At 59.7% G+C, this 22371-nt stretch carries 21 protein-coding genes and 1 tRNA gene; 20 read left to right on the top strand and 2 right to left on the bottom strand.

The window, feature by feature from the left end:
* The 3 genes from OJB03_RS12535 to OJB03_RS12525 all read left to right on the top strand — a co-directional run.
* The coding region (locus OJB03_RS12535) for a PKD domain-containing protein (protein WP_263787945.1) at window positions 1-1023 on the top strand (1023 nt) is incomplete at its 5' end.
* Between the two features lie 314 nt (window positions 1024-1337).
* Window positions 1338-2441: a tyrosine-type recombinase/integrase gene (locus tag OJB03_RS12530; protein ID WP_263787943.1), complete on the top strand. Its 1104-nt coding sequence runs from the start codon at window positions 1338-1340 to the stop codon at window positions 2439-2441.
* Between the two features lie 429 nt (window positions 2442-2870).
* On the top strand, window positions 2871-4085 hold the full coding sequence (locus tag OJB03_RS12525) for a DUF4339 domain-containing protein (RefSeq protein WP_263787942.1): 1215 nt from the start codon (window positions 2871-2873) through the stop codon (window positions 4083-4085).
* Window positions 4086-4205: 120 nt separating this feature from the next.
* On the opposite strand, the gene OJB03_RS12520 is transcribed toward OJB03_RS12525, so the two are convergent.
* A complete protein-coding gene (locus OJB03_RS12520; protein WP_263787940.1) occupies window positions 4206-4574 on the bottom strand; it encodes a hypothetical protein in 369 nt (122 codons plus the stop codon).
* Between the two features lie 469 nt (window positions 4575-5043).
* On the opposite strand from OJB03_RS12520, the gene OJB03_RS12515 reads away from it, so the two are divergent.
* The 6 genes from OJB03_RS12515 (at window position 5044) to OJB03_RS12490 (ending at window position 10194) form a co-directional block, all read left to right on the top strand.
* A complete protein-coding gene (locus OJB03_RS12515; RefSeq protein ID WP_263787938.1) occupies window positions 5044-6630 on the top strand; it encodes a hypothetical protein in 1587 nt (528 codons plus the stop codon).
* 488 nt (window positions 6631-7118) lie between these two features.
* Window positions 7119-7859, top strand: a complete 741-nt coding sequence (locus OJB03_RS12510) for a hypothetical protein (protein WP_263787937.1) — start codon at window positions 7119-7121, stop codon at window positions 7857-7859.
* A 120-nt stretch (window positions 7860-7979) separates the two neighbouring features.
* Window positions 7980-8168 carry a hypothetical protein gene (locus OJB03_RS12505; RefSeq protein ID WP_263787934.1) on the top strand — a complete coding sequence of 63 codons (189 nt, stop codon included), beginning with the start codon at window positions 7980-7982 and terminating at the stop codon, window positions 8166-8168.
* Window positions 8169-8283: 115 nt separating this feature from the next.
* A complete protein-coding gene (locus tag OJB03_RS12500; RefSeq protein WP_263787932.1) occupies window positions 8284-9042 on the top strand; it encodes a hypothetical protein in 759 nt (252 codons plus the stop codon).
* Between the two features lie 155 nt (window positions 9043-9197).
* Window positions 9198-9893: a hypothetical protein gene (locus OJB03_RS12495; protein ID WP_263787931.1), complete on the top strand. Its 696-nt coding sequence runs from the start codon at window positions 9198-9200 to the stop codon at window positions 9891-9893.
* 139 nt (window positions 9894-10032) lie between these two features.
* Window positions 10033-10194, top strand: coding sequence for a hypothetical protein (locus OJB03_RS12490; RefSeq protein WP_263787930.1), 162 nt, complete (start codon window positions 10033-10035; stop codon window positions 10192-10194).
* 23 nt (window positions 10195-10217) lie between these two features.
* Here OJB03_RS12490 and OJB03_RS12485 read toward each other — a convergent pair whose 3' ends face one another.
* Entirely contained in the window at window positions 10218-10751 is a 534-nt protein-coding gene (locus tag OJB03_RS12485; RefSeq protein WP_263787929.1) for a zinc ribbon domain-containing protein, read from the bottom strand.
* A 339-nt stretch (window positions 10752-11090) separates the two neighbouring features.
* On the opposite strand from OJB03_RS12485, the gene OJB03_RS12480 reads away from it, so the two are divergent.
* The 11 genes from OJB03_RS12480 (at window position 11091) to OJB03_RS12430 (ending at window position 22304) form a co-directional block, all read left to right on the top strand.
* Window positions 11091-11474 carry a hypothetical protein gene (locus OJB03_RS12480; protein WP_263787928.1) on the top strand — a complete coding sequence of 128 codons (384 nt, stop codon included), beginning with the start codon at window positions 11091-11093 and terminating at the stop codon, window positions 11472-11474.
* Window positions 11475-11865: 391 nt separating this feature from the next.
* Window positions 11866-11952 (top strand) — tRNA-Ser (locus OJB03_RS12475).
* 115 nt (window positions 11953-12067) lie between these two features.
* Window positions 12068-13345: a sensor histidine kinase gene (locus OJB03_RS12470; protein WP_263787927.1), complete on the top strand. Its 1278-nt coding sequence runs from the start codon at window positions 12068-12070 to the stop codon at window positions 13343-13345.
* A 116-nt stretch (window positions 13346-13461) separates the two neighbouring features.
* Entirely contained in the window at window positions 13462-14235 is a 774-nt protein-coding gene (locus OJB03_RS12465; RefSeq protein WP_263787926.1) for a LytR/AlgR family response regulator transcription factor, read from the top strand.
* A gap of 52 nt (window positions 14236-14287) precedes the next feature.
* Window positions 14288-14653, top strand: coding sequence for a hypothetical protein (locus OJB03_RS12460; protein ID WP_263787925.1), 366 nt, complete (start codon window positions 14288-14290; stop codon window positions 14651-14653).
* Window positions 14654-14825: 172 nt separating this feature from the next.
* The gene (locus OJB03_RS12455; protein ID WP_263787924.1) at window positions 14826-15260 is read left to right on the top strand and encodes a hypothetical protein; all 435 of its coding nucleotides are present in this window, start codon (window positions 14826-14828) and stop codon (window positions 15258-15260) included.
* 251 nt (window positions 15261-15511) lie between these two features.
* Window positions 15512-16696 carry a hypothetical protein gene (locus OJB03_RS12450; protein WP_263787923.1) on the top strand — a complete coding sequence of 395 codons (1185 nt, stop codon included), beginning with the start codon at window positions 15512-15514 and terminating at the stop codon, window positions 16694-16696.
* 161 nt (window positions 16697-16857) lie between these two features.
* On the top strand, window positions 16858-18102 hold the full coding sequence (locus tag OJB03_RS12445) for an ABC transporter permease (RefSeq protein ID WP_263787922.1): 1245 nt from the start codon (window positions 16858-16860) through the stop codon (window positions 18100-18102).
* A gap of 109 nt (window positions 18103-18211) precedes the next feature.
* Window positions 18212-19432 (top strand): ABC transporter permease, encoded by a 1221-nt coding sequence (locus OJB03_RS12440; RefSeq protein ID WP_263787921.1) that lies wholly within the window; start codon window positions 18212-18214, stop codon window positions 19430-19432.
* Between the two features lie 48 nt (window positions 19433-19480).
* The gene (locus OJB03_RS12435; RefSeq protein WP_263787920.1) at window positions 19481-20893 is read left to right on the top strand and encodes a TolC family protein; all 1413 of its coding nucleotides are present in this window, start codon (window positions 19481-19483) and stop codon (window positions 20891-20893) included.
* Window positions 20894-20945: 52 nt separating this feature from the next.
* On the top strand, window positions 20946-22304 hold the full coding sequence (locus OJB03_RS12430; RefSeq protein WP_263787919.1) for an efflux RND transporter periplasmic adaptor subunit: 1359 nt from the start codon (window positions 20946-20948) through the stop codon (window positions 22302-22304).
* Window positions 22305-22371 lie beyond the last annotated feature (67 nt).

Here is a 22371-nt window from a genome sequence, read left to right as displayed (position 1 = left end):
GGGGTGGACATCCGGCTGGGGCGGGCGGCATCATTCTACGTGGAGTCGCGCTTCAACCTGACCGTCCCCGACGGGGCCGTGGACGGATCCGAATCCGGGAACCGGTTCGACGTGACCGGTCAGCTTCTGGGACTTGGGTTGGAGGTGCACTTCACAAGGCCGACTCCTCCGCGCATCATCCGATTGAACGGACCGACCACGGTGCGTGCCGGCACGTCGGTGACGTTCGCGGCGACCGTCAACGAGGAGGCGGCAGACCGGCCCCTGGACTACCGGTGGGACTTTGGCGATGGCGGGACCGCGACCGGGCGAACGGCGACGCACACGTACGACCAGTCCGGGCGGTACGTCGTCTCCTTCTCGGCCCGCAACCGGGCCGGGGAGGCGGAGGCGTCCACGGCCGTCACGGCCGAGCGGCCCCCGGAACCGCCCCAGATCGCGTCGGTCCGCGCCGTGCCGGAGCCGGTGGCCGCGGGGGCGGCGGTGCAGTTTAGCGCGGCGGCCACGGGGGCTACCCCGATTGCGTACGAGTGGCGGTTTGGGGACGGCGTGACCGCGTCGGAGGCGTCTCCCACCCACGCCTATGAGGCCCCGGGCGAGTACACCGCGCGGCTCCAGGTCTCCAACCAGGACGGAGAAGATACCCGGAGGGTGACGGTCCGGGTGGCCCGGCCCGCCGGGGCGGACACGAGCGGGGCGGGCGCGGCGGCACCGGGCCCTGCAGACTCGTCCGAGACGGGGCCCACGACCGCCCCCCCGGCCGACACCTCCTCACAGGAGCGGTGGGGCATCGTCGTTGCCTCAATGAGCGAGGAGGCGCAGGCGGCAACCGTGGCCCGCCGCTACCGCGAAGAGTTTCCGGGGGCGCTTCGTGTGGCAGTGCGCGCGACTGAACGCGACGAGGGCGCCCGGCGACACCGGGTGGTGATCGGGCCGTTTGAAGAAGCGGAGGCGGCTCAACAGATCCTTAGGGAGCGTGCGGAGGCGCTGCCGTCGGGGGCGTGGCTGCTCCGCCTTGAGTAGCTCTGCCTTGAGAAAAAAGCCCGTGTCCTGCTGGAACGGTCTTTCTGCCACCGGCGCGGCCTCGTCGGGTGTCGAAAGGCCCCTCCACCCCCAATTCAAGCCTGGATCGAAACCGTCCTCCGAGGCCTGTGTGAAAGCACACGCAGAAAATGAGCCCACGGAGGGGTGGCAGAGCCTGGTCGAATGCACCGGTCTTGAAAACCGGCGGGCGCACTCCAGCACGGAAGGACAAATCATCTCTCAGCCGCTGCAAAGCCCATTTTGAGGTCGCTGGCTCATTGTTATAGTTTGCTCTATAACAATGCGATAACAAAATGGCGTCCTTAGTCCAGCAGCATGGCAAGTTTTACTCCCAGTTCTACGATTCCGACCGGACACCGAAGCGCAAGCGTGTAGCTCTGCAAACTCCACGTCGTGATGTGGCAGAGCGCTTGCACGTCAGAGCAGAAGACAAATATGCGTTGGGCGAGTATGACCCTTGGAGGGATGGTCGTGAGCACGAACTCTTTGGTTGGGAAGCACCACCAGAGAAGGACCTAAGCACTCTTGGAAAAGCTCGGGACGTATTCTTGGAGTCCAAGTCGCACCTCCGACCAGCCACGCAGCGGACGTATCGGGAAGTGCTTCGTCTGTTTGTTCGTCACGTTGGTGAGGACATACGGACCTCGTCGCTCACGTCCAGAGAGATCGCAAACTGGATCGACTCCAAAACCGATATCTCAGACGCAACCCGACGTAAATACGTCAGTCACGTCGGGTATCTGATCCGGTTTCTGGTGAAGAAGGGGTGGTTAGACCGGGATATCTCGAAGGATGTGGGGGTCCCGAAGAAAACGGAAACCCCGACCAAAGCCATAACCAGCGATCAGGCAGAAAAAATAATACAGGCGATAAAAGATGGTGGAGGTGAGCACCGTTATCGGTATATCACGCTCATCCTTCGGGTGAACCCGATGATTGGGCTTCGGACGGGGGAGCTGCTGGAAATGCGTTGGGAGGAAGGACCAGTGCGGGTGGACCTTGGTGGTGGAGTCGTTCACGTTGCATCCGGCGGCGACTTCAAAACAAAGTCGGGGCAATCCCGAAGAGTCCCACTCCCAGAGGAAGCTGAAAAGCTGTTGGAGGAGGAAAGAGAGAGAAGTTCGTCGGACCACGTCTTCCACCGGAACGGAAGCAAGGTCAAGTATACCACCCTCTCAAGCGCTTTCAGGCGGTTTAGGAAGGATGCAGGAGTTGCTTCTTGGGTTACCCTGCACTCTACTCGCCACGCGTTTGGAACCCGCCTCGCCTCTGCAGGGACTCCCATACACGTGATCAAGAAATTGATGGGTCACTCCACGACATCGGTCACGGAGCAATATCTACACGCTGCACCAGAACAGGGGCATCACTACGTAGAGAAAGCCTTCGGGGATTGACCCAGAGCGCTCGTTGGAGTGCCCGATAGCAGATCTCTAGTAGGGAGAGTGCGCGTCTACAAGGTCGAAAACTTCCTTATGGAAGCAGTTGGAGAAGGCGTGTTCATTTCGGCTCGGGAAGAACAGTTCTCGGTTTGAGCAGGCGCGAGGAGCCGATCAGAAGCGACGTGCGCCGTTGTCTTGGTCGCTCTGCGGGAAAAGGTCTGTGTCCGGTAAGCCCACCGGCTCAAGTGCTCAGAGTAAGAAATAACCGCCCGTTTCACTTCCCCAAATGTTCCTAACATCGCTTGTGTGAAGAGGGTGTGACCTGACTTCTCTAATCTAAAGTTTTTATTCGGTGGCTCCGAGAACAAAGAATGGTGATGTAAAAGGTGCATCCATCTGAAGTCAGTTTCAGCTTCTTTTTTTGATAAAATCTGTTCGCTGGTTATGGGCTCAGGTTCAGCAACAGGAGAGTCTTGGTATTGGGCGAAACAGGGCTCCGACGAGCGGAATGGTCCTGTCAGTCAAGAGCGGCTCGAAGAACTAGCTGAGGCGAGAGATTTGGAGCTTGAGGATCTTGTTTGGACGAAGGGAATGGATGATTGGAAGAAAGTTGGTTCTGTTGAGAAACTGAAAGGTCTTTTCGAGACTCCTCCCCCGCTCTCTGACAGTGGTGAGGGAGAGAAAACTGCTGCTGACGACGGACCTCCTACCCTTTCCCAAAACGGCGATGGCGAAGAAGAGGTTGAGGAGGGTCATAAAACGGACTACAAATTCCCCGTAGAGTTTGACGTAAGTTGGAAAGGTTTAATTTCAAGCAATGAGTCTACTCTCGTTTTGCGTAAAAAAGAAGTGATTTTTTACGTAAAAAACGAGTCTAACCACGAAGGAAAAGTATGTTATGAAAATTTAGAAATAGAAGAAATAAACGGAAGAGACGTTAAGGTTACGGCACCAGCCCTTTTTATTGAGGGCAACTCATTCGATAGAACAACCACCTTGACCTTCCGCTCGGAGAGTTTGGCGAAGAAGGCTGTTAAAATAATCTACAGTGTCGAGGGCAAGAAAATGGATATTGGAGATCAGTTAGATACTGAAAATACGGATGACAAAGAAAAACCAACTGAAGCTGAAGAAGGTGATTACCCTTTCTGGTACCGACATCCAGTATGGACAGGAGTTATTACATTGTTTCTTATTGGTACGTTTTTAAATGCTATAGATGGCTCATCAGGCGGCTCATCAAGTGGCATACATGCCGCAGACAGTATATCTAACGGGACAGCCTACATGTCCCACCAGCTTCGGGCGGTTCCAACAAACCTGAGTGGGCGAATGCTAAGTGGATGGAAGCAGACTTTCAGCGATGACGTCGGCAAAGATGTATACTACGCAGTAGAAGATATAGAGGAGAAAGAAGGTTTAGACATCGAAAAAATAAGAGTATTGCTCACTGTAGAGAAGTGTAGAGATTCAGTGACCGGAAATACGTCCACGAACGTACCTTCTGGTGCCCTTGTAATCGATGAATTCGACGAAATACTTGAATCCAGCGATTCAGACGCATTCATACAGAGCCTCACTTGGCAGGCTGAATGGCAAACAGGGCTTCTAAGCAGAACGGGCGATGAGTTTGATGAATGTTCTGGTTCTTTCGAGTAGAATGCTTTGTCCAGAACGCTCTGTTTCCAATTGCACATGTGTCCTCCGCAGGCAGCTTCGTAGTCAAAGGAGCGGGTTCAGCTGCCCTCAATTCTTTAGAAAAGACATTGAACGCTCGCCCTACCTCTTCAGCCGCCGCTCCAACTTCTCTGCAAGTTCGGCAGCGACTTTCTTTGCCGCCTTGGAGAGCTCTTTTTCGTCCCCGCTTGTCTCCTCGTCTTCGTCGTCGGTTTGCTCTTCTTCGTCCCTACCTGTTTCCTCCCCGTCCTCCTCTTCGTCCTCGGGGGCTGGTGGAAGCGTCCAAACGCTCTCGTCTGGGTAATCCAGCTCTTCGGGCGGAATGCCGTCCCCGTCGTCTTCCTGAATGAGATTGCCGTCGGCGGCGTCTCTCACTGCTTCTTGGAGGACTCTCTTTCCGTGTTTTGACGCCACGGTGAGAAGGTCTCTCGTGAGGTCCTCAAAGATCTGTCTGTATCTGTCGTCGCTCATCAGGTCTCTGTTTGGTTGTCGTTCAGGTCTTCTTCCGCATCCCCGCGCACAGATAAATATCTGTCTCCATCGGGAGAGCGGGAGGTTTGCCTATCTCCAATAGACGCTTCGGGCACCGGGCAAGGAGGCAACGTATCAAAACCGGAATCGCCTTCTGCCTATGACACCCCTCGCTCACACGTCTGTCACTTCTGTTTCTGTAGCACGTCCTGACCCGTGTGCTTCAACTCTTCTTCACCTTTCAGCCGCCGTCTTCGCCCTGGTCTTTGATACTTACCAGTGAGGCGGGAAGGGACTTTTTCATCGCCACAGGCTGGTAGGCACTCCACAGATTTGCTACAACTCACGGTCCCAATCGTGGGCGAGGTTTTCAGCTTGCCAGTCTTCCTCGCCTGCGGTTGGGATTTTTTATGACTTGCTGACCGCAAGGTCAGTTATATATCACCGATAGAAAGACTGAGCAAGGACGATGGACAAGGACTCGATTCTCTATGACGTAGCGAAAGGATACGCTGGACAAATCGCCTCCAAGATGCTCAACGAGGACGTTCTGGACGGGCTGATGCCCCCTCAGAAAACCTACCGAGAGCAGAAGAGGGAGAACATTCGTCAAGTACTTTACAACCTCATCAAAGCCCAGTCGCTCTCCAATGCCCACCGCCGCCTCATCAAGGTCGCCGTGCCGCTGGCGAAAATGCGAAACGGCAACGGTCGATACGACGAGTGCCACATCTCTTACCGCCAAGTCAAATCTATCATCGAGGAGTTCGAGAACGCTGGACTACTTGCCGTCAACAACGGGAAACCGTTCTACCAGACCTCTACGAAGTGGAAAGAGAAGTGCGTCGAGGAAAGTCGTCTCCGAACCAAGAAAGGAACGCTACGAGGTCGGGTGACAGAAATCTGGGCGACGGGGAAACTCCAAGAAGCGATAGACGGATACCTGTCAGGAAATACTCACCTCGGTGCCGACGTGGGGATGATTGTCGAGGAGCCCGCCGTCTTGATTCGGTCGCCTGACGGAAAGTTGATTGACACATGTGATACGCCCCGGGCTTCACGCTTCCAATCCACGGTCGCTGAGGTGTGCTCTCAGGTGCGTGACCGTGCCCGTGTCTCCCTCTCTCTACCTCCCACAGCCCTCCCCTCCATTAGGGGTAACACATCCCCCGAGCGGATTCAGAAAGCGCACGAGGCAGTCGTTCGCAAGTGCCCAGCGGCGTGGATGTGGGAGCACAGGCTTGAGGGAAACCGCATCGAATACACCGTCCCGAAAGAGGATCTGGAGTACAAGCGGAAGTTCTGCCGAGGAAGTTGGGACTGTGGCGGTCGCTTTTACGCCTCCGTCCAGAACATCCCGTCCGACTGGCGAAAGCATATGCGCATCGGTGGGGAACCAGTCGTGGAGCTGGACTACGACAATCTCCATATCGCTATGCTTTACGCCGAGGAAGGAAGGCGGCTTGAGGGCGATGCCTATCACATCACCTCGAGGTTCGACCTCGGAGAGTTGATGGATGAGACAATCGGGCTAAGCGGGAAGGAACGAGAGCACTATCGGCAGCGGCAGAGAACAGTGGTCAAGCGGGCACTGAACGTCCTCATCAACACCGAAAACTACCAGTCCGCTTACAAGGCGTTGAAGCACCACGATTGGACGGAGGAAATCGATGCCCCTCTCGCGGACAAGGTGTTCAAGCCCCTCGTGGGTGCCCTTCGGAAGAAGCACGAGCCCATTTCCGACCACTTCCACTCCGACGCTGGCATTCGGCTTCAACGGAAGGACAGCGACCTCGCCTACCGCACAATGACCGAAACGGGCGCCATCGGCATCCACGACGGCTTCGTGATTGAAGGAAGCCGTGAGCAGGAACTGCGGAACTCGATGAAGCGGGCGTTTGCCGAGGAATACGACGGATACGAGGTGGAGGTGAGCCGAGAGTTCGAGCCACTCACTGGCACCTCTGGAAGCGACAGAGACTTTGCCCCAGACCGACCAGCGTCGGCAGAGAGCGGAGCCGAGGAGAAACGGAGGGCATCCCCAACGGCGAAATAAAGCCCGCTTAGAGCTGTCGAAATTGCCCCGTAAAGGAAGTGCCCGAAGCATTTCTTCTACTCATCTACCGACGCTCTTCCCCTCCTTTCGAGCCGCCGAATGCGGAGTCGGCACCACCTCTCATTGTGCTGAGGAAGGCTCACAGTCGGCTGAGAGGGGAGAAAACAGAAAAGCAATGGGATGGGAAAGCCGAGATTTTCGCCTATCAGGACAACATAAAGTCGATCGTGTAGAATAAAATTGTCATTTTGAAAACCTTTGTTCATAGTCGAGATAGGCACTATATTATTCCGAGATGGCTCAAATGGAAAGCGCTACATACGCCAATAGAGTATGCTCCAAACATATCAAGATTCGATAAATCGCACTTTTAAGGGGAACAGATTGGAAACAAAAATAGTAAATATTTGCTTTATTAAGTGCGTAATCAGGGAGGGATAGATTACGAGGTGGCTCGCTCATAACCAGTGAATAAAAAATATAGTAGAATGATTGAGACAGAGCATACAGTTACATCAAAAGGTGTTGAGTGGGAAGTATACAGGCACCCTGACATTAGCGAAACGTTCGTTTTCAACCGTGACGGGGAATACGAAGGGTCAGAGGACGTTTACTTCATTGCCCGAAAAATACATTATGACCCCCTCACCGACGAAAGGATAGTGGGCGATGAGCTTCAGGTTGTCCACGCTCGGAACTGCGGTGTGGGGCGTGATACTGCTGAACTCGTCCAACCAGTAACCAGTGACCTTGATAAAATTGTTCGTCTGGCGAACGGAACGGATAAAGATTCAATTGCGCACTGGATTGGAGACGAATTTGTCGAGCTTGGAGAGTTGCTCCAAGAGTTCGGTAGAGAGCCCACCATATCTTTTATTAGCTCTCTAATGCCCGGAGTCTGGAATGAAGAGGATGCTAAATTTATTTTGAATGAAGTCCCCCATTCTAAGAAGATTGGTATGGAGTGGGATATAGAATCGTACGAGAAATACGAAACGGTTGAAAACCCGTCACCTTCGCATACGGTATTTTATACAGTAGACGACCAGTTCGCTGAAAAGTTATTGCGCATACTTGACGAATTTGAATATACAAAACCTTCTAGTGCCCTGACACTACTCGGGGAGGACACGACTGACCACGATAAGCTAAAAGAGTATGCCGATATTGAAATCATTGAGGGTGACAATCGGTTTAGTCCTACGGAATTCAAGTTGACCTCTCAATAAAATCTCCACTCGTATGACCAGAAGCGGTTAGGCTGTTACTCAGTGTCCACACGGCGAACAGCCCATCTGAGCGACGTGACTGTGCTGGTGAATTTCCAATCACAGTCCGTCTGAACAGCCGTGTGCTACGACATCGAAAGTGCCGTCCAGCGGAACCGTGTTCGCTGGTCGCTGACGAAGAGAGGTGTTATTCGCTTCCTGAAAGAGGGAGAGCCTGACCATTTCGTTGTCGCCCGTGGCGGAAAGGCTCTCTTCACGGGTCGGGATTTTCTGGACGAACACGGTGAGGGAACTGAGGAAGACGCCTGAACGACACCGCATCGGACGTAGGGCACGAGCTGCGTGGCGTCAGCTTTCAAGCGGGATGCTCAGACCGTAGGTTGGGCGCACAGCATATCTGTAAGCACGCCTGACCACGGATGCGATGGCTGAGTGGCTGGAGAGCAAGTTGTTCAAAGTTTGGTTCTGGAAAGCAATCAGGAGCAACCTCGGGGAGTGGTGGACCGACGCTCCTGTCATCCTCAAATCCGTGGCGGGGATTACAATAGGACTATTGGGTTGGCTCTACCTCATAAGTTTTCTTGCCCAGCCTAACCCAATCATCCGTGGCACTGGCGTGTTGCTTCAGCTCATCGGCTTCGTCCTCGCCGCTTACGGGCTGGAACGGACGCTTGAGGTGTTTGGGCGGATACCCTCAACAAGTCGCATTCTACCTTGGGTCTACGATTTTACCGACATATTTGATACCACCATCAGGGGCTCAGTGGAAGTGGAAGACGGACCAGAAACAATAGATGCCCACGGCTCAGCCTTGGATAAAGGTCTCACATATCCCGAGACCCTGTCGGAGCGTATTCGTAAGTTGGAGCAGTCACTCGCAGATGTGAGAGATGAGGTTAAGGCTAATCGCCGCCACATTGATGAGAAGACTGAGCTTCTGGAGAACAAGATTGAGGAGGAAGTCAAGGCGTTTGAGGAGAGGGTTCAAGACGTGCGGGAGAAGATCAGGGAAGCGAATGTAGGTGAGGGTGCGCTATGGTTGGAGTGGAGCGGCGTCTCATTTTTTGTCTATGGCGTCCCGCTTGCCAGTTTTCCCTCCCTCCTCCAGCCCGCATATTGGGTTCTCGCCGTTCCCGTTGTGGCTGGAATGCTTCTCTGGTCGCTTCACTGGTATGCCGACTGAAACGGTGAAGAGCGGATCTATCAGCCACACACCGAGACCGTATCGTAAAACGCCCGATTGTCGGTCTGAGAGAGCTTCTCACACTCGGTAGATGCCACCGGGAATAGCTCTGGCAGGCTAAACGCCGCTCTACCTATTGAAATCGTTGAAGACCTATGTGGAGTTCAATAAGGGCTGTATTTCAGCGCATCTGGGGTCGCCTGTGCAGGTTTGACCCAGCCATCAAGACGGGATTTCAAGTCTTTCTCGTTGTTTCCGTCTTGCTGGTCGGGACAGCGGGTATGGCGTCGGTATCAGCTATTTCCACGCTGGGTGCTATGCTCCAGCTGGGTGGTTTTCTGACCGTTGCCGTAGGTATTGAAAAGACGCTACAGAGCTTCGGACGGAAACCGTTCTGGAAGAGATTGAAAGAGCCGTTTGAGGATTTCTGGAGTATCTTTACGGGAGGCTCTGTCACAATTGAGGGTGGAACGATACCCATATCCACTTCCACCTCGGTTAGCGCACACGTAACGCCAAGCTACTCTGATGACCTTCCACTCAGTGAAAAAATAGACCTGATAAAACAGGACGTAGAAAGGCTGGAGAGCAAGCTAGACGAGTTGGACGAGCGTATTGAGGAGGAGGCTGAGCGCCTTGAAGAGAAAATTGAGGAGGAGGTAAGTTCGCTGAAAGAGAAGATGCGCCAGTTGCGTGAAATGGTGGAGACGGCGAATATAGGAGACATCACCCTTCGGCTGGAGTGGTTCGGGGTGTATCTCCTAATCTTCGGTCTTCTCCTCTCACGCTTCCCCGATACTGCTTACGCACTTACTGATACGGTCGTATTGTGGGTGCTTTCAATCCTCTAGCTATGAGAAACGATTATGGTCTTGGTTGGAAGTGCCCGTGAGGCAAAATTCCGTTTCCGAATCCTGACCACCCCTCGGCAGGCTGAACGGAGCCCCCGCACCCCGAAAAGAAAATCATTCAATCAACCCTCCCCCCTATATGCCCGACAAGAAGCAATCAGAGAAACGAAAAGAGCCCAGCGGCACCACTCTGACGGTGGAAGAGTGGATTGAGCTGATGAACAAGCACGACCGCTTGGAGCAGTATGCAAAGAAGCGGAAGAAGGAACGGAGAGAGAAGCGAGGAGAGGAGCGAAAGTAGCCTTACCAGACCAGAACCGTAGTTTAGCTTCCCGGGCAGACGTAATTGTTCGCTTTGACGTATCCCTTTGTGTAATCACAGTCCTCGCAGATTCCGACGCCATTGAAGTCGTGTGTGGAAAGTATCTCTTCAGTGTCGTATTCGTCTGACTTGTAGTTTTCTTCGTCCCTCTTTCCTCCATTGGCACTTTCGCTTTCTTTGACGCTCTCTCTTCTCTCTTCCACCTGCTGTTCAACCTCTTCTTCTGAGAACTCGTGTCCGCAGTGCTTGCAGACCCTTGCCTCAAGCTTGATGTATTCGGCACAGTCGGGGCACTTCTTCTCGTGGTCGTCAGGGTCAAACTCCTGTGTGCTTGTGCTTGATGACTGGCTCGTCTGACGGCTGGAAGGTTGTGTCTCTTCCGCCTCCCCCACGGCGATTGCCGCAATGAACCCGAAAAGCCCGAACAGGAAGCCAATTATGCTCCACTTGGTGGCGTCTCTGTTATTATTACTGGCAACTACGCCAGAGAGAACGGCGAACACCACCGCCTGAACAAAGAGAATACCTGTAATCACTGAGAGCGGGGCATCTATTCAAGGCTGAAATGAGCCGAGGTGCCTTCCGTTGCGGTAGATTACGGCACGGGAGGGACGGTTTCAATCACCGTGAGCAGATGAAGCTCAAACACTTCCTAATATGTGTTGAACGGGTGATACAGCCCCAAAATCGGGGTGGGTAGCAAGGTCTTTTACTACCGCAGTTCTGAAAATCGGTGTTTCAAGCGGTCTGACTGGGATTTTGGGAGGTGGAGCAACGGATTAGATGTCCGTTGGGCATTCGGTTTACCAACCGCTAAGTTCTTCGATGGAGAAAAAAGAAGCTACGTGTTCGTCTGAGAACAGCAACACCACGATATGACGAAGAAGTGGGACAAGCCGCAAGACATTGACCCCGACGAAGTCGAGGATTGGCGAGAACTGAACGCTCCAGAGAAAAACTACTTTGCTCGTAAACTCGAACGTCGTGCCGTTGAAGCTGAGTTAGAAGATGAAGAAGAGCGTTCCGACCATTTGATTGATACAGCAAAGGAGGTTTACTGGCATCTCGTAGAAGAAGAGTTTGTCGGCAGCTTCCCCTACCAGCGTTTAGCGATTCTATATCGGAAAGAAGAGGACTACGACGATGAGGTTCGTATCCTTGAGCGGTGTCTCAGACAAGCCAAGCTCGGCACCGAGAAAAAGGAAAAAAAGTTTGAGAATCGGCTCGACCGAGCAAGGGAGTTGAGGGCACAGAGTTGAGCGGATTCCCGATAGTCTCTGTTCACATCGAGGACAGAAGAAATGAAATCCCCTCCGAACGGCTGGTTTCAGTTCCAATCCGTTCCCACAAAGCTTCTGTTTGGAGAGAGTAGCTCTTCGCAGTGACGGATGACGTTGGAGGTCGAACAGTTGAAATTCAAAATTCCAAAATTCAAGCTCTCGAGCTGAGATTTTGCGGAAGTAAAGGGTTTACTACCACAGAGGGAGAGACAAAGAAGCTTCCCCACGAGAGTATCTTCGGGCGGCTCGATAGCAGTATTATAACAAATCCCATTTTCTGCCGAAACGGTGAGTCCGGTTCTGTATACCAGGTCACGCAATGAGCCACCATTTGCAGCGCAGAGAGGGGTTTGAAGCCCGAAAATCATCCGGAGGGGTGGCAGAGCCTGGTCGAATGCACCGGTCTTGAAAACCGGCGGGCCGCAAGGCCCCGGGGGTTCGAATCCCTCCCCCTCCGCCCCTAGCTTCCCCATATCGGGAGCACGCTTCCATCCGTGGGATCCAGCCCTGCATCGGGCCATTCCCGGAGCACAGGTCCATCTCCAGACGCCGCTCATCCGCCGGTACCCGCCATGGCCGCGCCGGCCACCTCGGAGCTATCCGCCCTTCGCCGGTTCACGAAGCGCTACCTGCAGTACGGCACCGCGGCGCTTCTGGGGGCCCTCGTTCTTATCGAAGGGGCCGGGCCCTGGCTCGTCGAGTGGTTCCGAGAAACCCCGGGCCCACAACTGTGGGGGCGCGTGCCGTTTGCCTTCTTTACATTCGCCGTGGGGCTCTGGGCGCGCCTCCACCTCTGGGCCCTGCTCGTGCCCGCGGTGCTCGCGCTTTTCCGATGGGCCGATGTGCGGGCCGGCCTGAGGCACGGCGTGGGGTGGATGCTGGCAATTGGGGTGCCCATCGCCGTCGTCCACGTGGCCATCGAACGGGGCATCTTTGCCGTCGCCACACTCACCCGCGAGGGCATCTACCCCAACTTCACGACGTCGTTTGACTTCCGGGCGATCGACCCCTACGGCATCGGAGGGTGGCAACTCGCCGTCTTTCTCGTGCGGCGCATGATCGCCGACTACTTCACGTACTTCATCGTGGCGGCACTCTGCTTCGCGTACGAGCACTTCGCCCGCTCCCGCGAGCACGAGGCCCAGGCCCAAGCCCTGCAGGCCGAGCTGGCCGAGGCCCAGTTGCAGGCGCTGCGCATGCAGGTCAACCCGCACTTTCTGTTCAACACGCTCAACGCAATCACCGTCCTGGTCCGGGGGGGCGAGACGGCAAAGGCGGGCCGCACGCTTCGCCTGCTGAGCGACATGCTGCGCGCCACCTTCCAGGGGGTAGACGTGCAGACCGTCCCGCTGCGCGAAGAGATTGACCTGGTGGAGCGCTACCTGGAAATCGAAGAGATCCGCTTCGAAGACCGACTGCAGACCGAGATTGACGTCGACCCGGCCGTGAGCGAAGTGGCGGTGCCCTACCTGCTGCTTCAGCCCCTCGTGGAGAACGCCGTCCGCCACGGCATCGCGCCTCATGCCGAGCCGGGAACGGTGCGCGTGACTGCTCGTCCGGCCACGACCCACGGCCAGAAGGGCGTCGAACTCACGGTGGCCGACAGCGGGCCGGGCTTCTCGGACCCCCCCGATGTCCTTCTGGACGAGAGCGAGGGCGTGGGCCTCTCCACGACGAAGCGCCGGCTCGACACGCTCTACGGGGAGGCACACGCCCTTGAGCTCGGATCCACTGCGGACGGCGGGGCGCGCGTGGCAATCCGGATTCCGTGTAGTCCTCGAGACACGCTTTTCCCGTCTGAGACGCAGCGGGAGGCTCCTGCAGCCCCGGCCCCGAGCGCACAGCCCTGAACACACGCCGGGCACGCAGCGCGCCGGATGGCGCGCTCCCACGTCGCCACTGCCTCTACAATTGCGCACCTGCGCATTCACGCTCGTCCCGCACAGACTCTCTTCCGTACAGACCCATGTCCATTCGTGCCCTCATCGTTGACGACGAGCCCCTCGCCCGCACGGGGGTCCGGCAGCTTGTGGAGCCCCTTGACGACGTGACCATCGTGGGGGAGGCGGCCGACGGGGACGAGGCGGTGCGTCAGATCGAGGCGCAGGCGCCCGACCTTGTATTCCTCGACGTGCAGATGCCCGAGATGAGTGGGCTGGAGGTTGTACGCGAGGTGGGAGTGGAGACGATGCCGCTCACCATTTTCGTGACGGCCTACGACCAGTATGCGCTCGAGGCCTTTGAGGCCCACGCGCTGGACTATCTGCTCAAGCCGATCGAGGAGGACCGCTTCGAGGAAGCCTTGGAGCGAGCGCGCCAACAGCTCCGTCAGGTGGAGGCGGACACACTCAATCGGCAGCTTCGGGGGGTGCTCAGAGAGTACGCGGACGAGGACGAGACGGGCGGCATCGAGCGCTTTACGGTCCGGAGCCGGGACCGCATCTATTTTGTGGAGGCCGAGGACGTGCAGTGGATCGAGTCCGAGGGCGATTACGTAGCCCTACACGACGGAGAAGATGCCCACCTGGTCCGGAAGACAATGAAGAACCTCGAAGAGCAGCTCGACGCCGATCAGTTCCTGCGTGTGCATCGCTCCTACATCGTAAACGTGGAGCACATCGACGAACTGCGCCCGCTCGACCACGGCACCTACCAGCTCCGCATGGCGAGTGGCACGCCCCTGAAGACGAGTCGGGGCTACAGCGACAACATTGACGCGCTGCTCGACGCCACGGGCTAGGAGAGAACGACCGCCGTCATTCACTGGAACGCCCGCATTGGTCTGTGTCCCCATGAACGCGCACCTTGCCGTGGTCGGCCGCCGGTCCTCCCACCCCGTGGAAGGGTCGGACCGATCCCCGCTCGACCTGACGGATACCGCCCTGCCGACCTCGGTGCACGGAACCGAAGCGCGGCGCCTCTTCCGGGCACTCGACGACGCCCTCCGTGAGATGCGGGTGCGGCAGGCGCAGGCCCCGGCCGACGCCGAGTCGACACTGCGGCTCGGGCTTATCGTGACGGCAGACAACGGAACGGCCCTCGACGTCCACACGGCCTCCACGAACCTCCGCACGGTGGACCTGGACACCTCAGACGGCCGCAAAACGGTGCTCGGTGAGCTGCGAGATCTGGAACAAGAGTTCCTGACGGGCGGCTGAGGCCCCCGGGGCCAGGCTCCTCGTAACGAAGTAGTGGGAAGAGGTCGCCTGGGCGTGGAAGGAGGGGGCAGGGCGAATCAACAGCCGGGGCCGGCGGTGCAGTCCAAGGTGGACATATCTTCACGGTATACGTCTACACCACACGCCGCCCCGCTTAGACCAAACATACACCATGGCTGATTCCAGCGCGACACAATCCGCAGGCCTCCCCGACGGCTACGTTGAAAAGACGGATGGGAGAGTGGCCCCGAAGGACCTGGTCTGGGGGCCATCCGACGCGGAATTCAGAGAGGTCGAACAGGAGGACTCCGCCTTTGGGGCCAAGCTCGAAGAGTTTGAGCGTGTCGCCACCCCTGCTCACTGGGTGACGTTTGACGGAACCACCGGCATCGTCTGGGGCGTCGGTACGTCCCCGGAGGAAAGCCTGCGGACGGCCAAGTTTGAGGCGTTCGGTGACGACCACGGGGCCGTCGGGTACGAGTTTGCCTGCTGGTGTGAGGAGATGAGCACCCGGGTGTGCTCCGAGGCGTTGTACGAGAAGGTGAATGAGGAAGGCCAGCTGTCCATCTCGGAAGACCGTCTGCAGAAGCACATCACCCTGGTGTAGCCCTGCCTTCTGGCGCCCGCCCTTGTCCCGGGGGCGAGAGCGACTTGGATGCACGGGCGATTTCCACTGATAAACAAAAAAGCACGAGGAGCGGCCACATCGATCTCCGCTGCTCGGGCACTCGTCGCGCCACACGGCCGGTCTGTCGCAAACCCGGCATCACGGCGGGGCAGGGGGCGTATGGGAGAGACACACGGCAGGACGCTGCACCACGCCGTGCCGTCCTTCTCTCCCGACCGATCTACGCCGCCATGTCCACTCGTCGTCTATTGCCCTGGGGCCTCCTTCTGCTCGTCGCCGCTGTGGGACTCGCTGGCTGTGAGCCCTACATGAGTCTCACCGACCGCATTCCCACGCAGACGCGACAGGCGACGGCTCTTCTTCCGGAGGCGCCTCGCTTTGCCGGCATGGTCGACCTAGAGACGACGACGGGGCGGCTTGAAGCGTGGACGGATATGAACCTGCGGGAGCAGTTCCGAGAGGCAGAAGGCACTCGCCTGGCCACCTTCCTGGACGCGACGGGCATGGAGCCGGAGACGGATCTGAAGGCAGTATATGGGGCGGGCGGCCGTGGTCAGTCGTTCAGTGCGGTGGTGTTCGCGGACCTGACGCCGACCCAGATGGACCAGTACCTGGACCGCGTTCCGGCGGCGGGCCACGCGACGACCTACCGCGAGGTCCCCGTCTACCATCTCGTCTCTGAGGGCCAGACGGACGACGCATCCGCCGCCGATACCCTCACGATGGGATTTGTGCGCGACGGGGTGATCGCCGCGGCCCCGGACGCCGAGCGCGTCGAGGCCATGGTGGACCGGCACCGGGACTCGGCGACCGGCCTGCGCGGCAACGAGTCGTACATGACGCTCGTGGAGCGTGTGGGGCACGGCAGCACGGCGTGGCTCGTGGGCCGCGATGTCCTGCAGACTGCGCTCCGCGACTCCGCGGCGGGACAGGGCGACGCGGCGGCGGAGACGCCCGCCCCCAACGAGGCCGGGCTCCAACGGATGCTCAGCGCCTGGGCCGACCGCACACTGGGGATCGACGAGACGCCCTCCCTCGAGGCCCCGGACGACGGTCGGTTCGAGCGACTGCGGCGCCAGGTGCGCGGGCAGGCCGTCTCGATCACCCTGACCACCGAGTCGATGGAGGGGGAGGCGTACCTCACGATGCAGGACGAGACCAGTGCCTCCAACGTCGTGGACGTGTCGAAGGGGGTGATGGCAGCGCTCCGGCTGTCCGGAGACGACACGGAGACCGACGATTTAAGGGGACTGCTTGACGACGTGAGCATCGACCGGGATGGCCCGATCGTGCACGCGCAGTTCGCGGTGGGCCGCGAGCAGTTCCGACGGACGGTTCAGGCAGGCCGGGAGGCGCCTACTGCTCGTCGGTCGGTGGCTTCGATTCGTCGGGCGAACCGGGCGATTCGTCGATAGGGTGGCATCACGCGGGGGGGCTCGGTGTTGAAGGGGATGCACCACGGTAGTCGCTCGCGGCCGGTGCGCCTGTCGGCTGGCCATTTCTTCCAGCAAGAGCGTAATCGGCAGGAAAGAGGAGGGGACGCCGTTTCGTATCTGTTGAACGCTTGCGAAAGTCCATGCGCCGTTTCGTTTTCGAAGTCGTGGAGGGGGTCCGCATTGCCGTGCAGGCGATCTGGGCCAACAAGATGCGGTCGACGCTCACCACGCTGGGCGTCATCATCGGCATTGCGGCGGTGACGCTGATGGCGACCGTCGTCAACGGGCTGGACCAGGAGTTCGAGAAGGCCCTCTCACAGCTCGGGACGGACGTGCTGTACGTGGACCAGTTTCCGTGGGGCCAAAACTCTGATCGGGAATGGTGGCGTCTCCGCAACCGCCCGGCGATCCAGCCGGCCCTGGCGCAGACCATTCAGGAGCGCTCGCGCTTTACGGAGACGGCGGCGCCGATGACGAATACGGACCGGCAGGTGACCTACCGAGGGCAAGAGGTAGAGGCCGAGATCATGGGATCGCCGCCCCAGTACGGGCGGATCCGCAACGTGGAGCTCAGTCAGGGCCGGTTCTACACGCAATCCGAAGAGCGGGCGGGGCGGCAGGTCTGCGTGATTGGGGCCACCATTGCTACGGAACTCTTCCCGGCCATTACGCCGCTCGGGAAAGAGGTCAAGATGGGGGGCGTCCCCTGCACGGTGGTGGGGGTGCAGACAGAGAAGGGCGACAGCATGTTCGGGGGGCCTGGCTCGCCGGACGAGCGCATTCTCATGCCGTTTCGCACCTACGACAAGGTTTTTGGTGTGAGTCGGCGTCGGGGCGTTAACGTCATGGCGAAGGTCACGTCTCCCGATCAAATGGACCGGGCCGAGGAGGAGCTGACCGGCATCGTGCGGACGGCCCGCGGGGTGGGGCCGCGGGAGAAGAACAATTTTGCGATCAACGACCAGCAGCAGGTCATGGACAGCTTCGCGAGTGTGCGAATCGCCATCTACGGGGTGGGGCTGTTCTTGACCGGGCTCGCGCTGGTGGTCGGCGGCATCGGTGTGATGAACATCATGTTCGTGTCGGTGCGGGAGCGAACGAAAGAAATTGGCATCCGCAAGGCGGTGGGGGCCAAGCGGCGCACCATTCTGTTTCAGTTTCTCGTGGAGGCCGTCATTGTGTGCCTGATTGGAGGGGTGCTCGGGCTTGGGCTCTCCGCCCTCGGGGCAATGGGGGTGAGTGCGCTGGGCCTCACCGCTTCCCTCCCCGCGCAGACGGTGGGGCTTGCCTTCGCCATCTGTGTGGGGGTCGGCATCCTGTTCGGCATCGCGCCGGCCTGGCAGGCCGCCACGGCCGACCCCATCGACGCCCTCCGATACGAGTAGCGGCCCAGTGCCACGCGGTCCGCTTTGCGGTCGCGCGGAGCGGAGCCGCTGGGCAGGCCGACCCGATTGGGTAGGGCCTCTGCACTTTCCGAATGAGACCACTGTTTTCATGAGCGGATTCGAGACCATCCGGGAGGCGCTCCAGGCGCTCCGGGCCAACAAATTGCGCTCCGCCCTCACCCTGCTCGGCATCGTCATCGGGGTTTTTGCGGTCATCGCCGCCGTGACGGCCGTGGACGTGATCGACCAGTACTTCAAGAGCTCGATTCAGGGCTTCGGGGCGTCTACGTTCTCGGTGGAGCGGTACGACTACGGGGGCGGCGACGGGCCCGGGCGCTACCATCCGCCCATCACGCACGATCAGGTCCTGCGCCTCAAGGACCGGGTCGCCACCGACCTGACGGTAAGCGTGAGCGAACGGTTCGATGGCGGGGTAAAGGCCCAGTCGGACCGGCAAGAGACGAACCCGAACGTATCGCTCTACGGCACCGACGAGGCGTTCATCTCCAACTTCGGCTACGAGATGCGGGCGGGGCGGCCCCTTGTAGAGCAGGACGTGCAGGGCAGGCGTCCGGTGGCCCTCCTCGGATCGGAGGTGGCCGACGTGCTCTTTCCAGCCGTCAGTCCACTCGGCAAGCAGGTACGCATCGGGCGGGTGCGGTTGGAAGTGGTGGGGGTCTTGGCCGAGAAGGCGGGGCTTTTTCGGAGTCCGAACGTTCGGGTGTACGCCCCCCTTACGCACCTGGCGGGGGCGTACGGAAGCGGCGGCCGCAGCATGGACGACACGCGCATCCGAGCCGCCTCGCCCAACCAGCTTACGGCCGCGGAAGACGAGGTGCGAAGCCAGCTGCGGGTCATTCGGCAGGTGGAGCCCGGGGCGCCGAGCACCTTCAACATCGAGTCGAGCGACTTCCTCCGCAGCACCTTCGGCCAGTTCACGAGCACGCTCACGACAGGCGGAGCGCTCGTGGGACTCATCTCCCTGCTGGCCGCCGGGGTGGGCATCATGAACATTATGCTCGTCTCCGTAACCGAGCGAACGAAAGAGATTGGCATTCGCAAGGCGGTCGGGGCGAAGTGGCGCAACATCCTGGGCCAGTTTCTACTGGAGGCCATCGTCCTGTGCCAGATTGGGGGCCTGATCGGCATCGTACTCGGGGGGATGGGCGGGAACCTGGCGGCTCTCTACTGGGACATCAGTCCCTCCTTCCCGTGGATGTGGGCGGCCATTGCCGTGGGGGGCGTCACCCTGCTGGCCATCGTCTTCGGCGGCTATCCGGCCTACAAGGCCGCCCGCCTCGATCCCATCGAGTCCCTCCGGTACGAGTAGCGGCCGGCGCCGACCATTCGTGTTCTCCCATCATTCTCGACACTCCTCATGCAACGATTTCCCTTCTTCCGTCCCGTCTCGGCTGGGCTGAGCCTTCTCGCCGTCCTCCTCACGGTCGGGGTCGCCCCGGCGACCGCGCAGATGCAGCAGCCGCAGGACACCACGCAGGTGACGTTCGACGAGGCCGTGCGCACCGCCCTCGACCAGAACACCAACATCAAGCGGGCGCAGGCGCAGGCCCGGCAGTCGAACATCCAGGTGCAATCGGAGTGGATGGACTTTGCACCTGACCTGAGCATCGACTCGGACATCTCTCGGCGCGTCGGGCGCAACTTCAGTCAGGTGACGGGCGATTTCACGACGCAGTCGACGGACTTCTTCAACCTGAGCGGCCGGTCGAGCGTCACGCTCTTCAACGGGTTTGAGAACATCTCTTCCCTCCGGGAGGCCCGCGAGCAGGCCGGGGCGAACCAGACCAACCTGAAGCGGACGCGGCGAGAGGTGGTGTTCGATGTGATGGACCAGTTCATCGCCCTCGTCGAGAGCCGAGAGATTGTGCGGGTGCGGCGGGAGCAGGTTGAGGCGCAGCGCAAGCGGCTGCGCCAGATCGAGGAGTTTGTGGAGGCCGGCTCGCGGCCCACCTCGGACCTCTACACGGCCGAGGCCGACCTGGCCGACGCCGAGCAGCAGCTCCTGCAGGGGAAGCGGGAGCGGGAGATCAGCCAGACGCAGATCATCCAGACCCTCCAGCTCAACCCCCGAGAGGCCTACGACTTCCAGGTGCCAAGCCTGGAGGGAGGCACCCTGGACACCAGCCGGTACGAGCTGTCCTCCCTGATCGACGAGGCATTTCAGGAGCGTCTGGACCTGCGCGTGGCGGAGGCCGAGCAGCGAGCCGCCGAGCAAGGCATTCGGTCCGCGCGGTCCGCCTACTACCCCAGCTTGTCGCTGAGCGGCAGCTACGGAACGGACTGGTCGAGCAGGGGCGTGGGGGGAGACGTGAGCGACGACTTTACTAACCAGCTCGACGTGAACCGGGGCGGTGGCATCTCGCTGGCCATCAGCATTCCCATCTTCGACCGCCTCCGGCGCAACAGTCAGGTGGAGCAGGCCCGCGTGCAGGCTCAGGACGCCGAGTACGCCCTTCAGGACCAGCGCCAGGAGATTGCCCTGCAGGTCCGGCAGTCGTACCTCGACTACCAGAACGCCGTGCAGCAACTGGAGGCCGCCAACAAGCGGCTCCGGGCCGCCGAGCGGGCCCGCACGGCCGCCCAGGAGCGCTACCAGCTCGGGTCCGCGGACATCGTGGAGCTGCAGAACGCCATTCGCGACTACGTCGACGCGGCCAGCCAGCAGGTGCGGGCCCGATATGAACTCTTCTTCCAGCAGAAGCGGATCGACTACAACGTAGGACGGCTCTCCCCGTCTGCGCCCCTCTTGGGTGCGCCGGCCAGTCGGTAGAGCCCCCATCGTCCTTTTCGTGCCTCTCTACAGAACACAGACCTTTTCAGCCATGGCCTCCTCAAAAAGTACCTCGAATCGCATGTTGTACGCGGGCGGCGGCCTGCTGCTCGTTCTCTTCGCTGCCGGGGGCCTCGGGTGGCAACTGGGATGGTTTGGCGGCGGCGACCGCGGCCTGCAAGTCGAGTCGGAGCGGGCCGACCGACGCACCATCACCGAGGTGGTGACGGCTTTTGGCCGTGCCCAGCCCGAGGTGGAGGTTGAGATCAGCCCCGACGTGTCGGGAGAGATCGTGGAGCTCCCCGTAAAGGAGGGCGATGCGGTGCAGCAGGGCGACCTGCTCGCCCGCCTCAAGGCCGACGACTACCGGGCCGCCGTGGAGCGGGCCGAGGCGGGCGTCTCGGAGGCGAAGGCGACCCTTGCCCAGCGCCGGGCCGACTCGGTGCAGGCCCGCCGCACCTACGACCGGCAGAAGAAGCTGTACGAGAAGGAGGTCGTCTCGGCGAGTGACTTTGAAGACGCCAAGTCCACGTACGATCAGGCCGTGGCGCAGCTGGAGGCGGCGCGCTTCCGGGTGGAGAGTGCGCAGGCCGACCTTCAAGATGCCCGCGAGCAGCTCCAGAAGACCCGCATCTACGCCCCCATGACGGGCACGCTCACGCGTCTCGAGGTCGAGGAGGGGGAGCGCGTAGTGGGGACCCAGCAGCGCGCCGGAACCGAGATGATGCGGGTGTCGCGGCTCGGGCAGATGGAGCTGGAGGTGGACGTCAACGAGGGCGACGTGGTAAATGTCGCGTCCCGGGACTCCGCCACCATCGAGTTCGACGCGCACCCCGACCGCTCCTTCCAGGGGGCCGTCACGGAGATCGCCAACTCGGCCCGCATTCAGAACGAGGGAAGCCAGAATGAAGTCACCAACTTTCCCGTCACGATCCGCGTGCTCGACAACCCCAACACCGGGCTCACGACCGGCGATGAGGGCGCCATCGCGCGCCCCGAGGTCCCGTCGGACGGGCGCTCGCCGGTGATTCGTCCCGGCATGAGCGGGGCGGTCGACATCTACACCGAGACCGCGGAGGACGCGGTGGCCGTGCCCATTCAGGCCGTGACCGTGCGTGACTTCGCCGAGACCCGTTCCGGCGCCTCGTCCGACGCGGCCACAGAGGGCGATGAGACGGAGGACCTGCGCCGCGTCGTGTTCGTGGCGGAGGGCGACTCGGCCCGCATGGTCGAGGTAAACACCGGCATCGCCGACGATACGTACATGGAAATCAAGGCCGGCCTGGAGGGGGGCGAGACGGTCATCACCGGGCCGTACAGCGCCGTCAGCCGCAGGCTGGAGCCCGGAATGAAGATCCGAACCGGTGAAGAAGACGGCCCGTCGGGCGAAGCTATCGCCATGACCCAGTAGGGGAGTAGGGGAGAGCGGGAGGGGCGATGCAACCCCTCGCCGCGTTTCCCACCCCGCATTCGAGGAA

Source organism: Salinibacter grassmerensis, assembly GCF_947077765.1.
Lineage (GTDB): Bacteria > Bacteroidota > Rhodothermia > Rhodothermales > Salinibacteraceae > Salinibacter > Salinibacter grassmerensis.
This window is presented reverse-complemented; position numbering and strand designations above follow the sequence as displayed.

Excerpts from the sequence above, each read along its gene's own strand:
- OJB03_RS12530 (WP_263787943.1), top strand. The coding sequence starts at position 1,338 with ATGGCGTCCTTAGTCCAGCAGCATGGCAAGTTTTACTCCCAGTTCTAC.
- OJB03_RS12525 (WP_263787942.1), top strand. The coding sequence starts at position 2,871 with ATGGGCTCAGGTTCAGCAACAGGAGAGTCTTGGTATTGGGCGAAACAG.
- OJB03_RS12520 (WP_263787940.1), bottom strand. The coding sequence starts at position 4,574 with ATGAGCGACGACAGATACAGACAGATCTTTGAGGACCTCACGAGAGAC.
- OJB03_RS12515 (WP_263787938.1), top strand. The coding sequence starts at position 5,044 with ATGGACAAGGACTCGATTCTCTATGACGTAGCGAAAGGATACGCTGGA.
- OJB03_RS12510 (WP_263787937.1), top strand. The coding sequence starts at position 7,119 with ATGATTGAGACAGAGCATACAGTTACATCAAAAGGTGTTGAGTGGGAA.
- OJB03_RS12500 (WP_263787932.1), top strand. The coding sequence starts at position 8,284 with ATGGCTGAGTGGCTGGAGAGCAAGTTGTTCAAAGTTTGGTTCTGGAAA.
- OJB03_RS12495 (WP_263787931.1), top strand. The coding sequence starts at position 9,198 with ATGTGGAGTTCAATAAGGGCTGTATTTCAGCGCATCTGGGGTCGCCTG.
- OJB03_RS12490 (WP_263787930.1), top strand. The coding sequence starts at position 10,033 with ATGCCCGACAAGAAGCAATCAGAGAAACGAAAAGAGCCCAGCGGCACC.
- OJB03_RS12480 (WP_263787928.1), top strand. The coding sequence starts at position 11,091 with ATGACGAAGAAGTGGGACAAGCCGCAAGACATTGACCCCGACGAAGTC.
- OJB03_RS12470 (WP_263787927.1), top strand. The coding sequence starts at position 12,068 with ATGGCCGCGCCGGCCACCTCGGAGCTATCCGCCCTTCGCCGGTTCACG.
- OJB03_RS12465 (WP_263787926.1), top strand. The coding sequence starts at position 13,462 with ATGTCCATTCGTGCCCTCATCGTTGACGACGAGCCCCTCGCCCGCACG.
- OJB03_RS12460 (WP_263787925.1), top strand. The coding sequence starts at position 14,288 with ATGAACGCGCACCTTGCCGTGGTCGGCCGCCGGTCCTCCCACCCCGTG.
- OJB03_RS12455 (WP_263787924.1), top strand. The coding sequence starts at position 14,826 with ATGGCTGATTCCAGCGCGACACAATCCGCAGGCCTCCCCGACGGCTAC.
- OJB03_RS12450 (WP_263787923.1), top strand. The coding sequence starts at position 15,512 with ATGTCCACTCGTCGTCTATTGCCCTGGGGCCTCCTTCTGCTCGTCGCC.
- OJB03_RS12445 (WP_263787922.1), top strand. The coding sequence starts at position 16,858 with ATGCGCCGTTTCGTTTTCGAAGTCGTGGAGGGGGTCCGCATTGCCGTG.
- OJB03_RS12440 (WP_263787921.1), top strand. The coding sequence starts at position 18,212 with ATGAGCGGATTCGAGACCATCCGGGAGGCGCTCCAGGCGCTCCGGGCC.
- OJB03_RS12435 (WP_263787920.1), top strand. The coding sequence starts at position 19,481 with ATGCAACGATTTCCCTTCTTCCGTCCCGTCTCGGCTGGGCTGAGCCTT.
- OJB03_RS12430 (WP_263787919.1), top strand. The coding sequence starts at position 20,946 with ATGGCCTCCTCAAAAAGTACCTCGAATCGCATGTTGTACGCGGGCGGC.